The sequence below is a fragment of the Oerskovia douganii genome, from assembly GCF_015142735.1.
In the GTDB taxonomy this organism is placed as follows: domain Bacteria; phylum Actinomycetota; class Actinomycetes; order Actinomycetales; family Cellulomonadaceae; genus Oerskovia; species Oerskovia douganii.
Genome location: NZ_JACSPN010000029.1, coordinates 1 through 11,977, shown reverse-complemented (window position 1 = coordinate 11,977; position 11,977 = coordinate 1). Strand labels below are relative to the sequence as shown.

Genomic DNA, 11,977 nt, shown 5'->3' with positions numbered 1-11,977 from the left:
CCACGAAGGTCCCTCACCTGCGGAGACGCGGGCGAGGGGCCTTCGTCGTCCCGGAGGTGCCGGTGGCGCCCTGCAACCACGGCCCGCCCGCCCGACCCGTCGGCCGTGAGACGCGCTTCACAACCTCCCGTCGGGAGGGCTATGGTCGCCCCGTGAACCTGCTCACCGCACACACCTGGTGGCCCGACCGCTGACGGTCGGACGCTGTGGCGTGCTGACCGAGCCCGACGACGGGCGGTCCAGCAGGTCTCCCGGAGTGGATCGCCCGGACCGTGCCTTGGCACGTGCCCATCCATGAAGGAGAGTCCCTTGACGACGTCCCCCGTCTCCACGTCCGACCCGGCTGCGCCCCCGGCGCCGACCCGTCCGACCGCTCGCTCGCTCGAGCCGCTCGGCGTCGAGATCCCCTCCACCGTCCCGACGCACTGGTACAACCTCAACGCGGACCTGCCCGAGCCCGTGCCGCCGCACCTGCACCCCGGCACGCTCGAGCCGCTCGTGCCCGCGGACCTGGCCCCGCTGTTCCCCATGGCGCTCATCGAGCAGGAGGTCAGCACCGAGCGCTACATCGAGATCCCGCAGACGATCCGCGAGATCTACGCGATGTGGAGGCCCGCGCCGCTCGTCCGGGCGCACCGCCTCGAGCGCGAGCTGGGCACGCCCGCCCGGATCTACTACAAGTACGAGGGCGTGAGCCCGGTCGGCTCGCACAAGCCCAACACGGCCATCGCCCAGGCGTACTACAACGCGATCGAGGGCACGACGCGCCTCACGACCGAGACGGGCGCCGGGCAGTGGGGTGCCTCGCTCTCGATGGCCGCGGCCCTGCTCGGTCTGACGTGCGAGGTGTGGCAGGTCCGGGCGTCGTACGACTCCAAGCCGTACCGCCGCTTCCAGATGGAGGCCTACGGTGGCGTGTGCCACTCGTCGCCCTCGGAGCTCACGGCGTCGGGTCGTGCGATCCTCGCGAGCGACCCGGACACCACGGGCTCGCTCGGCATGGCGATCAGCGAGGCCGTCGAGGTCGCGGCGGGCGACCCGCAGGCGCACTACTCGCTGGGCAGCGTGCTCAACCACGTGATGCTGCACCAGACGGTCATCGGCCAGGAGGCGTTGGTCCAGCTCGAGGAGGCGGGGGAGACGGGCGCGGACGTCGTGTTCGGCTGCGCGGGCGGCGGGTCAAACCTCGCGGGGCTCACGTTCCCGTTCCTGGGGCGCAACCTGCGCGAGGGCACGACGACGCGGCTCGTCGCGTGCGAGCCCGCGGCCTGCCCGTCGCTCACGCAGGGCGAGTACCGCTACGACCACGGTGACGTCGCGGGGCTCACGCCGCTGCTCAAGATGCACACGCTCGGCAAGGACTTCGTGCCGCCGGCCATCCATGCGGGCGGTCTGCGCTACCACGGCATGTCGCCCATGGTGTCGCACGCGGTGAACCTGGGTCTTATGGACGCGGTCGCGATCGACCAGGACGAGGCGTTCCGGGCGGGGCTCGAGTTCGCCCGCTCGGAGGGCATCATCCCGGCGCCCGAGTCGACGCACGCGGTCGCCGCCGCGATCGCTTACGCGCGCACCGTCACGGAGCCCGAGGTCGTCGTGATCGGGCTGTCGGGCAACGGGCAGCTCGACCTGCCGGCGTACGCGCAGTACGTCTGACGCTCCGCCCGGCTCGCCGAGCGGGCCCCGTGCGCGTGACGCGGACCTTCGGGCCCGCTCGCGCGCACGGGGGCCTCGGCGGCAGGACGTGCCGCGGGAGGGGACTCGGGCGCCCGCCTAGACTGGGCGGGTGCCCGAGACCCTCTCCGAGGCCCGCGAGCAGGGCTTCCGTACCGACATCGTGTCCTTCGTCCGCCGCAGCGGCCGCCTCAACCCCCGCCAGCAGCGCGCCTGGGACGACCACGCCGAGCAGTTCGTCCTCGACGTCCCGCGGGCGGTGGCACGCACCTCGGTGGACCCGGGGTTCGTGCTCGACGTCGCAGCGACCTTCGGGCGGTCGGCTCCGCTCGTGGTGGAGATCGGCTCGGGCCTGGGGGAGGCCGTGGTCCATGCCGCCGAGGCCGCGCCGGAGCGCGACTTCCTGGCCGTCGAGGTCTACACGCCGGGTCTCGCGCAGACCGTGCTGCGCGCGACGCAGCGCGGTCTGACGAACCTGCGCCTGCTGCAGGCCAACGCGGCCGAGGTGCTCGCGACCGCCCTGCCGGAGGGGTCGGTCGACGAGCTCTGGGTCTTCTTCCCCGACCCGTGGCACAAGGCCCGGCACCACAAGCGCCGCCTGGTGACGCCGGAGCTCGCCGAGCTCGCGGCGCGGGCGATCCGCCCGGGGGGCACGTGGCGGCTCGCGACGGACTGGTCCGAGTACGCGGACCGGATGCTGGAGGTCGTCGGCGCGAACCCGTCGTTCGAGAACGCCCACGGGGCCGGCGCGGTCGCGCCCCGCTTCGAGGGGCGCGTGCTCACGAGCTTCGAGAACAAGGGCCACGCGGCGGGCCGGGTCATCACGGACCTGGAGTTCCGCAGGCTCTGAGCCGGCCCCTGCCCGCCCGGGCCGGAGGGCGCCGGTCCTGGGCGCTCCCGGCCCGACGGCGTAGCCCGCCTCCGGGGCCTCGTCGAGCGTGCACCTCGGGTCGTCGCGGTCGCCGGTGGGCAGCGGGAAGTGCACGCCCGGTGGTCTGCACCCGGTGCCGAGATCCCCGCGGCGGTCGGCCTGCTGCCGTCCGACACGCCTGGAAAGTGGTCATTGCGCCACAGGGGTGATCTACGGCACATTGTCCCGAGCGGGTGAAAAAAGTCGCCCGGGTCACGCAACGTCGCGTGCCACGCATGAGCCAACGGAGGCGTCATGACCAACATCTCGACGACGGACGATCCCGTCGCGGAGACCGACTACCAGCGGGTCCAGCGTTCCCCCGAGTTCCAGGACCTGCGCCGCAGGTTCCGCAACTTCGTCTTCCCCGTCACGGCCCTGTTCCTGGTCTGGTACCTCGTGTACGTCCTGCTCGCGGACTACGCGCACGACTTCATGAGCATCCGGGTCTCGGGCAACATCACGGTCGGCCTGCTGTTCGGGCTGGGCCAGTTCGTGTCGACGTTCGCGATCACCATGATCTACGCGCGCTGGGCGAACAAGAAGTTCGACCCGGTCGCCGAGGACATGCGCCGTCAGATCGAGGGGGAGGACCACTGATGGGGTCGTGGGGAACGCTGTCACCGACCACGGTCCTGGCCGCGGAGGCCTCCGACGTCGGCAACCCGTGGATCAACATCGGCATCTTCGCGGCCTTCGTCGCGGTGACCATGGTGATCGTCGTACGGGCCTCGAAGCAGAACAAGTCCGCGGCCGACTTCTACGCGGGCGGACGCAACTTCACGGGGCCGCAGAACGGGACGGCGATCGCGGGCGACTACCTGTCGGCCGCAAGCTTCCTGGGGATCTGCGGTGCCATCGCGATCAACGGCTACGACGGGTTCCTGTACTCGATCGGCTTCCTCGTGGCGTGGCTCGTCGCGCTGCTGCTCGTGGCCGAGCTCCTGCGCAACACGGGCAAGTTCACCATGGCGGACGTCCTGAGCTTCCGCCTGCGCCAGCGCCCGGTGCGCATGGCGGCGGCGCTCGCGACGCTCATGGTCGTGTTCTTCTACCTGCTGGCGCAGATGGCCGGCGCGGGTGGCCTGGTCGCGCTGCTGCTCGGCATCGAGTCCACCGCGGGGCAGAGCGTCGTGATCGCGATCGTGGGCATCCTCATGATCGCGTACGTGATGATCGGCGGCATGAAGGGCACCACGTGGGTGCAGATCATCAAGGCGGTGCTGCTCATCGCGGGTGCCGGGATCATGACGTTCTGGGTGCTCGCCAGGTTCGGCTTCAACCTGTCCGACCTGTTCCAGGGCGCGATCGACAAGGCAGGCCCGGGCGGTGAGGCGCTCATCGAGCCGGGCAAGCAGTACGGCTCGACCCCCATGTCGCAGCTCAACTTCCTGTCGCTCGCGCTCGCGCTGGTGCTCGGGACGGCGGGGCTGCCGCACGTCCTGACGCGCTTCTACACCGTCCCGACGGGCAAGGAGGCCCGTCGCAGCGTGGTCTGGGCGATCTGGCTGATCGGGATCTTCTACCTGTTCACGCTCGTGCTCGGCTACGGCGCAGGCGCGCTCGTGGGCCCGGAGGCCATCTCGTCCGCCCCGGGCGGTGTGAACTCGGCCGCCCTCCTGCTCGCGTACGAGCTGGGTGGTGAGATCCTGCTGGGCATCATCTCGGCGGTCGCGTTCGCGACGATCCTCGCGGTCGTCGCGGGGCTGACGATCACGGCCGCGACGAGCTTCGCGCACGACATCTACGCCAACGTCATCAAGAAGGGTGAGGTCAAGCCCGACGGCGAGGTCAAGGTCGCCCGCATGACGGTGCTCGTGATCGGGGTGCTCGCGATCGTGGGTGGCATCTTCGCGCAGGGGCAGAACATCGCGTTCCTCGTGGCGCTGGCCTTCGCGGTCGCGGCGAGCGCGAACCTGCCGACCATCATCTACTCGCTGTTCTGGAAGCGGTTCAACACGTCGGGCGCGCTGTGGAGCATGTACGGCGGTCTGATCTCGTGCCTCGTGATCATCACCTTCTCGCCCGTGGTCTCGGGCAAGGTGGACCCGGTCACGGGCGCGAGCCTGTCGATGATCAAGGACACGAGCGTCGACTTCGCGTTCATCCCGCTCGAGAACCCGGGCCTGATCTCGATCCCGCTCGCGTTCCTCCTGGGTGTCCTGGGGACGTTCTTGAGCAAGGAGTCGTCGCACCCGGAGAAGTTCGCCGAGATGGAGGTGCGGTCCCTGACGGGAGCGGGCTCCGAGAAGGCGGTCGTCCACTAGGAGTCCCGAGCGTCCCGAGCGTGCCGGGCGAGCAGCCCGGGTCGCCCTCCTGGTGGGGGCGACCCGGGCTGCTCGCCCGGCGAGCGCGGCCGGCAATCATCTCGCGTCCGGCCCTGCGTACGTCCTAGGGTCCGGTCATGCGTTCGACGACCTCCCTGCCCGACGCCGCCGCTCCCGCCGTGCCGTCCTCTCCCGCTGTGCCGTCCGCTCCCGTCCTCGTCGTCACGGGGGCCATGGCCTCCGGGAAGTCGACGGTCGCGGAGGCCCTGGCCCGCTCCTTCCCGCTCGCGGCCCACGTGCGGGGCGACATGTTCCGCCGCTTCGTCGTGAGCGGGCGGGCGTCGACGGACCCGCCGCTCTCGGACGCGGCGCGGATCCAGCTCGACCTGCGGCACGCGCTCGCCGCGCAGGCGGCCGACACGTATGCGGCCGCGGGGATCACGGCGGTGGTCCAGGACATCCTGCTGGGGCCGGACCTGGCCCGCTTCACGGCGAGCCTGCGCACCCGCCCGTGCTACGCCGTCGTGCTGGTGCCCAGCGCGGCCGCGCTCGCGGCCCGCGACGCCGCCCGGCACAAGCAGGCCTACGGCGCGTGGACCCCGGACGAGTTCGCCGCGTACGCGCGCGAGACCCCGGGCGGACTGCACCTCGACACGACGGGCTGGACCGTCGAAGAGACGGTCGCGCGCATCCTCGAGCGCCTCGACGAGGCCCGCGTCGACGCCGTCTGACGGTGCTCGCCGGACCGCCTCGCCCGTGGCCTGCGCTAGGCGTGCCCGACGAGCGTGACGGGCGCGGTCGAGGCCCAGACGGGGTCGGTCGTGATGTGCGTCAGCCGCCAGCCCGCCCCGGTCCGGCGTGCGCGGAGCCGGTAGACCGCGCCGAGGGTGACGGGCCTGTCCGCCCGCGGCTCGCGCCGGGCGAACGTGGCGACCACGTTCGCCCGGACCTCGGCGTGATCGTGCGCGAGATCGACCAGGACGTTCCCGACGAGGTGCTGGACGCCGTCCTCCGGCCGGTGGTTGCGCGCGGCCTGGGCGACGACGGCGTCGATCCCCTGCGCGGTGCCGCCGGGGGTGCTGGCGTGCGCGTCCGGGACGAGCAGGTCGCGGAGCCGGTCGCTGTCGCCGTCGTCGAGGGCCGCCGTGAGCTGCGAGACGAGGCGTGCGACCTCCTCGCGGTCGAGCAGCCCGCGGACGGCGTCCTGGTGCGTGGCGGGAAGGTGCGTGTCGTCGTGCACGGTCATGGGAGCCTCCGGTGTCGGGAACCACGGCGAATCGTTGGAGTCCCCAACGTTACTCATCGTTGGTTGAACCCACAATAGGTGACGCCAATGCAGCGTAGGATCTGAGGATGGAGACCGAGACCGCCCCCGAACGCCTCCGCGCACTGCCCAGCTGGCTGCTCGCCCAGGCGGCGCTCGAGGCGGCCCGGACCGTCTCCGAGCACCTGTCCGCCGTGGGGGCGCACCGCTCCCACTACGCCGTGCTCGCCGCCCTGGAGGAGTTCGGCCCGGCGAGCCAGGCCGCGCTCGGGCGCCGGTGCGGGATCGACCGCAGCGACATGGTCGCGCTGCTCGACACGCTGGCCGCCGACGGTGACGTCGAGCGCCGCCCCGACCCGTCCGACCGGCGTCGCAACATCGTCACGCTGACCCCCCGGGGGGCGCGACGGCTCGACGAGCTCGGCGCAGCGCTCGCCGACGCGCAGGCCGCCCTCCTCTCCCCGCTGCCGGGCACGGACCGCGAGGTGCTGGTCTCTCTGCTGAGCGCGCTGGTCACCGGGCAGGGCCCGCGCCGCTAGCGAGGTGCGCGCCCCCGCTCGCGCTCCCGCCGTGCGCCCGGCGGGCAGCCGCGCGGGGTCCGGGCCACGATGGGAGGCATGAGCACCGACCCACGCACCCAGGCCACCCCCGACGAGACCTTCGACGTGATCGTGATCGGTGGTGGGCCCGTCGGGGAGAACGCGGCAGACCGCGCGAGCCGGACGGGGCTGAGCGTGGCCGTGGTCGAGGCAGAGCTCGTCGGCGGCGAGTGCTCCTACTGGGCGTGCATGCCGTCCAAGGCGCTCCTGCGCCCGGGCGCGGCGCTCGCGGCCGCCCGTGCGGTCCCGGGCATCGAGGCGAGCCCCGTGCTCGACCCCGCGCCGATCCTCGCGCGCCGCGACGAGATGGTCTCGCACTGGGACGACTCGGGCCAGGTCCAGTGGCTCGACGGCGCCGGGATCTCGCTCGTGCGCGGGCTGGGCAGGCTGGTCGGCTCCAGGCTCGTCGAGGTCAGCCCCGAGGACCCCGACGCCGACGTCGACGACCTCCCCGAGACCCGCCTGCTCGCCGCCCGGCACGCCGTGATCGTCGCGACGGGCAGCGTGCCCGTCCTGCCCGACACCCCCGGCCTCGCCGAGACCGACCCGTGGAGCAGCCGCGAGGCCACGAGCGTCCAGGACGTCCCGACCTCGATCGTGATCCTGGGCGGCGGGGTCGTGGGGGTCGAGATGGCGACGGCGTTCCACGACCTGGGCTCGGAGGTCACGCTGCTCTCGCGCGGGCACCTGCTCGGCCGTTCCGAGCCGTTCGCGGGCGAGGCCGTCGCGGCAGGACTGAAGGGGATCGGCGTGGACGTCCGCCTGGGCGTGAGCGTCACGGGAGCGACCTCCCTGCCCGACGGCGGCGCTCGCCTCACGTACGACGGCCCGCAGGGCAAGGGGTCCGTCGCGGCCGCGCAGGTCCTCGTGGCGACGGGTCGCGTGCCGCGCACGATGGACCTGGGTGTCGACGTCGTCGGGCTGGAACCGGGCAAGGCGCTCGCGGTCGACGACCAGATGGAGGTCCAGGGCGTCGACGGCGGCTGGCTGTTCGCGTGCGGGGACGTCACGGGGCGCGCCGCGACGACCCACCAGGGCAAGTACGAGGGCAGGGTCGTGGGGGACGTGGTCGCGGCCCGGTTCGGGAGGACGACGCCGGAGGAGGCGGCCGCGGCCGGTGCCGGGGGAGAGCCGCCCGAGCCGTGGAGCCGCTATGCCGCGACGGCCGACCACGGCGCGAGGACGCAGGTCGTGTTCTCCCGCCCCGAGGTCGCGTCGGTGGGACTGACCGAGGCCGAGGCCAGGAAGGCGGGGATCGCGGTCAAGGCGGTGTCGTACCGGCTCGGCTCGGTGTCCGGGGCCGTGCTCGTCGCGGAGGGGTACGAGGGCACCGCGCAGATCGTGGTCGACACCGACCGGCAGGTGATCGTGGGCGCGACGTTCGTGGGGCCGGACGCGGCGGAGATGCTGCACGCCGCGACCATCGCGATCGTCGGGCAGGTGCCGCTTGCACGCTTGTGGCACGCTGTGCCCGCCTACCCGACGATCAGCGAGGTCTGGCTACGGCTGCTCGAGACGTGCGGCCTGTAGCCGTCGCGCTCCCGAGCAGCCGCCTGCTCGGTCAGCCGAGCTGGCCGTCCGAGGAGAACACGAGGCCGAGCACGATCTCGCCCTGCAGCAGGGCGGCCTTGGTGAGCGGGCCCCCCACGTCCAGGTTCACGAAGTTGGTGATGTCGAGGCCGTACGTCTCCTCGAGGCCCGGCTCGCAGAACGCGCGCTCGGGGCACTCGGGCCCGGCGCCCAGCGTGATGCCGCCGGGGCAGGCCTCGGCGAGCTCGCTGAGCGTCGACACGTCGTGCTCCTCGGCGAAGGCCGTCGTGACGGCGAACGCGTTCTGGTCCTGGGCCGACGACGGCTCGCCGAACGTCAGCCCCTTCTCGGCGCCGAGCTCACGCAGGGCCGCGACCGTGGTGTCGAGGTCACCGCTCGCGAGGGGCTCGGCGTCGGGCCCGTTGATCTCCTTGTTGAGGAACTCGGTGAGCGTGCCCACGTACTCCGGGAACACGGAGAGCTGGCCCGACTCGAGCGCGGGCAGGTACGTCTCACGGGCGTCGACGGTCTGGACCGTGACGTCGTAGCCGGCCGTGCGCAGCACCGCCGCGTAGATCTCCGCGAGGGTCGTGCTCTCGGAGAAGTTGGCCGCGCCCACGACCAGGGACGTCCCGGTGCCCGGCGTGGAGGTCGCCCCGAGCCCCTGGTCCTCGACGAACTGCAGGGCGACCTGCGAGGACGTCTGCCGGTCCACGTCGACGGCCTTGTTGAGCGAGATGAGCGTGTCGGTGTCGAGGGCTGCGGACACGGTGTCGAGCAGCTCCAGGACCTCCGGCTGGTCCGCGACGGCCGCCGCGTTGGCCGCGGGGATGATGTTGTCGACCGTCTGCAGGTGCTTGTCGTCCTCGAGGACCACGAGCTGGTCGCCCGCGACGGGCTCGCAGACGGTGCCGCTCGCGGTCGACGAGGAACCGTCGGACGCTTCGGTGCCGGACGAGCCGGCCTCGCCGCAGGCGGCGAGCGCGACGACGAGGAGGGCGGACACGGACAGGGTGCGCAAGGTGGTGGATCGCCGTGACATGGGTGTCAGGTGCCTCTCGGTCGTCGGCTCGCACGGACAACCCATTCCACCCCTCGGCGGGGGCACCGGCAACCGGAGTGCCTGCTCAGCGCACGGTTCCCGCCTTCATGCGCAGCGGTGCGGGCGTCACGGCCCGCTGGACGAGCGCGAGCACGGCGTCCACCAGGAGGCACAGCACCGCGATCACGACGCCGACGGCGAGGACCTGCCCGTAGCGCTGGTTGGAGAACCCCACGCGCAGCGGGACTCCCAGGCCGCCGCCCCCGACGAACGCCGCGAGCGTCAGGACCGCGATGACCTGGACGATCGCGGTGCGCAGGCCGGCCGCGATCAGCGGAACGGCGAGCGGGACCTCGACGAGCCAGAGCGAGCGCCGTGACGACATCCCCATGCCGCGGGCGGCGTCCTTGACGTCGGGGTCGACCTCGGCGACGCCCGTGTAGGCGTTCGCCAGGACGAGGGGGATCGCGAAGATCACGGCCGAGATGACCGCCGCACGGTCCCCGAACAACCCGCCGGCCGCGAGGATCAGCAGGATCCCGAAGGTCGGCAGGGCGCGGGACGTGTTGACGATCACGATCGTCGGGCCCGCGCCGCGTCCCGAGTGGCCGAGCCAGATGCCCGCGGGCAGCGCGACGAGCGCGGCCAGCAGGACGGCGACCGCGGTCATCTCGAGGTGCTCGCCCGTGCGGACCAGCAGGCCCTCGGGGCCGGTCCAGTTGAGCGGGTCGTTGAGCCACGTCAGGGCCTCCTGGACGACGTTCATGCCGTGCGCTCGCTCGCTGCCTCGGACGCCCGGGCGGCCGACGCCACGCTCGCCCTCCGGCCCGTCGCCTGCCCCGTCGACGCCGGCCCCCGGGTGCGTGACCACGGCGTGAGCACCCTGCCCAGCAGCAGGAGCAGCAGGTCGAGCACGACGGCGAGCAGCAGGCACAGGACGGTCGCGGTCATGATCTGCGCGTTGTAGCTCGAACGGAAGCCACGGAACATCAGGGTGCCCAGGCCGCCGAACCCCGCCACGAAACCGACCGTGACGAGCGCCACGGTCGAGACCGTCGCGAGCCGCACGCCGGTCATGATGCTCGGCAGCGCGTTGGGCATCTCGACCGAGGCCAGCAGGCGCGTCGGGCCGTACCCCAGCCCCTTGGCGGCGTCCCGCACGTCCGGGTCGACGCCCTGCAGGCCCACGAGGATGTTCCGCACCAGGATGAGCAGCGCGTACATCACGAGCCCGATCAGCACGGGCGTGCGGCCGATCCCCGTGAAGGGGACGAGGATCGAGAACAGCGCGAGCGAGGGGATCGTGTACATGACGCCGGTCGTGCCGAGCACGGGCACCGCGAGCCAGCGCACGCGGTGCGCCAGCGCAGCGAGAGGCAGGGCCACGACCAGGGCGATGAGCACGGCCTGGACGGTGATCGTCGTGTGCTCGACGAGGGCCTGGGAGATCTCTCCCCAGTTGTTCTGGACGTAGCTCCACGAGAACCACGGGTTGGGCGGCATGTCGTCGAACCTATCCCGAGGCCGCGACCGGTCGCGCGACGGATGGTCGCGCCGGGTAGCGTCGTGGCATGGCGAGCACCCCGACCGGCACGGCCGAGACTACCCCGGCGTTCCCGACGATCACCGACGAGACGGCCATCGTGTTCGACGGCGTCCGCAAGGAGTACCCCAACGGGACCGTCGCCGTGGGGGACCTGTCCCTGAGCGTCCGCGAGCACGAGATGCTCGCGCTCGTCGGCCCGTCGGGATGCGGCAAGTCGACGACCCTGCGCATGACCAACCGCCTCGTCGAGCCCTCGGCCGGGCGCATCCTGCTGCGCGGCGAGGACATCACGCAGGGCGACCCCGTGGCCCTGCGCCGCCGGATCGGGTACGTCATCCAGAACGTGGGACTCTTCCCGCACCGGACCGTCGCCCAGAACGTCGCGACCGTGCCCGGGCTGCTCGGCTGGGACAAGGCGCGCACGCGCGCGCGGGTCGGCGAGCTGCTCGAGCTGGTCGGCCTGGCCCCCGACACCTATGCCAAGCGGTACCCGCACGAGCTCTCGGGCGGCGAGCGCCAGCGCGTGGGCGTGGCCCGCGCGCTCGCGACCGACCCGCCCGTCCTGCTCATGGACGAGCCCTTCGGGGCGGTGGACCCCGCCGGGCGCCGCCGGCTCCAGACGGAGTTCCGGCGCATCCAGCGCGAGCTCGGGACGACGGTCCTGTTCGTGACCCACGACATCGACGAGGCCGTCCACCTCGCGGACCGTATCGCGGTGTTCAGCTTCGGCGGGCACCTCGAGCAGCTCGCCGAGCCGCTGACCGTCCTGGCGCACCCCGCGAGCGACGCGGTCCGCGAGTTCATCGGGGACGGCGCACCGGTCCGCATGCTCGGGCTCGCCGTGGTGCAGCGCGGCGACCTCGACGGACCCGAGCTCGTCTCCGCCCCGGCTCCCGACCCGATCGTCCTGGGCGCGCCGCTGTCCGTGGCGTTCGAGGCGATCGCCGCGCTGCCCGGCTCCGCGATGGGCCGGGTGCCCGTCGCGGACGAGGCGGGCGACGTCGTCGGGTCCCTGACCGCGGACGGGATCCTCGCCGCGCTGCGGCGCACCGCGGACGCCGCCGCGGCCTAGCTGTTCTGTGTCATGACGTTGGTGACACCTGCGTGGAGGCGTGAGGCTGGGGGTTGGTTCCTGGCCGCAGTGT

The 11,977-nt window shown here is 72.6% G+C and carries 12 protein-coding genes; 8 read left to right on the top strand and 4 right to left on the bottom strand.

Annotated features, from left to right (window positions below):
* Positions 1 to 309: 309 nt before the first annotated feature.
* The 5 genes from H9623_RS16855 (at position 310) to H9623_RS16835 (ending at position 5,582) form a co-directional block, all read left to right on the top strand.
* Positions 310 to 1,656, top strand: coding sequence for a TrpB-like pyridoxal phosphate-dependent enzyme (locus H9623_RS16855; RefSeq protein ID WP_227748820.1), 1,347 nt, complete (start codon positions 310 to 312; stop codon positions 1,654 to 1,656).
* Between the two features lie 130 nt (positions 1,657 to 1,786).
* Complete coding sequence (trmB, locus tag H9623_RS16850; protein ID WP_193721178.1) at positions 1,787 to 2,524, top strand: tRNA (guanosine(46)-N7)-methyltransferase TrmB; 738 nt, start codon at positions 1,787 to 1,789, stop codon at positions 2,522 to 2,524.
* A gap of 315 nt (positions 2,525 to 2,839) precedes the next feature.
* Positions 2,840 to 3,184, top strand: coding sequence for a DUF485 domain-containing protein (locus H9623_RS16845; protein WP_193721177.1), 345 nt, complete (start codon positions 2,840 to 2,842; stop codon positions 3,182 to 3,184).
* Positions 3,184 to 4,851, top strand: a complete 1,668-nt coding sequence (locus H9623_RS16840; protein WP_193721176.1) for a solute symporter family protein — start codon at positions 3,184 to 3,186, stop codon at positions 4,849 to 4,851. The genes H9623_RS16845 and H9623_RS16840 overlap by 1 nt, the downstream gene beginning before the upstream one ends.
* 137 nt (positions 4,852 to 4,988) lie before the next feature.
* Positions 4,989 to 5,582: an AAA family ATPase gene (locus H9623_RS16835; protein WP_193721175.1), complete on the top strand. Its 594-nt coding sequence runs from the start codon at positions 4,989 to 4,991 to the stop codon at positions 5,580 to 5,582.
* 35 nt (positions 5,583 to 5,617) lie between these two features.
* Here H9623_RS16835 and H9623_RS16830 read toward each other — a convergent pair whose 3' ends face one another.
* Entirely contained in the window at positions 5,618 to 6,097 is a 480-nt protein-coding gene (locus H9623_RS16830; protein ID WP_193721174.1) for a nuclear transport factor 2 family protein, read from the bottom strand.
* A 107-nt stretch (positions 6,098 to 6,204) separates the two neighbouring features.
* On the opposite strand from H9623_RS16830, the gene H9623_RS16825 reads away from it, so the two are divergent.
* Entirely contained in the window at positions 6,205 to 6,654 is a 450-nt protein-coding gene (locus H9623_RS16825; RefSeq protein ID WP_193721173.1) for a MarR family winged helix-turn-helix transcriptional regulator, read from the top strand.
* A gap of 78 nt (positions 6,655 to 6,732) precedes the next feature.
* Positions 6,733 to 8,244 (top strand): dihydrolipoyl dehydrogenase family protein, encoded by a 1,512-nt coding sequence (locus H9623_RS16820; protein WP_193721172.1) that lies wholly within the window; start codon positions 6,733 to 6,735, stop codon positions 8,242 to 8,244.
* A gap of 31 nt (positions 8,245 to 8,275) precedes the next feature.
* On the opposite strand, the gene H9623_RS16815 is transcribed toward H9623_RS16820, so the two are convergent.
* The 3 genes from H9623_RS16815 to H9623_RS16805 form a co-directional block, all read right to left on the bottom strand.
* The gene (locus H9623_RS16815) at positions 8,276 to 9,250 is read right to left on the bottom strand and encodes a glycine betaine ABC transporter substrate-binding protein (RefSeq protein WP_321575502.1); all 975 of its coding nucleotides are present in this window, start codon (positions 9,248 to 9,250) and stop codon (positions 8,276 to 8,278) included.
* A gap of 121 nt (positions 9,251 to 9,371) precedes the next feature.
* Positions 9,372 to 10,052: an ABC transporter permease gene (locus tag H9623_RS16810; protein WP_193721170.1), complete on the bottom strand. Its 681-nt coding sequence runs from the start codon at positions 10,050 to 10,052 to the stop codon at positions 9,372 to 9,374.
* Positions 10,049 to 10,789, bottom strand: a complete 741-nt coding sequence (locus H9623_RS16805; RefSeq protein WP_193721169.1) for an ABC transporter permease — start codon at positions 10,787 to 10,789, stop codon at positions 10,049 to 10,051. The genes H9623_RS16810 and H9623_RS16805 overlap by 4 nt, the downstream gene beginning before the upstream one ends.
* 68 nt (positions 10,790 to 10,857) lie before the next feature.
* Here H9623_RS16805 and H9623_RS16800 point away from each other — a divergent pair, with 68 nt between their 5' ends.
* Positions 10,858 to 11,904, top strand: a complete 1,047-nt coding sequence (locus H9623_RS16800) for an ABC transporter ATP-binding protein (RefSeq protein ID WP_193721168.1) — start codon at positions 10,858 to 10,860, stop codon at positions 11,902 to 11,904.
* Positions 11,905 to 11,977 lie beyond the last annotated feature (73 nt).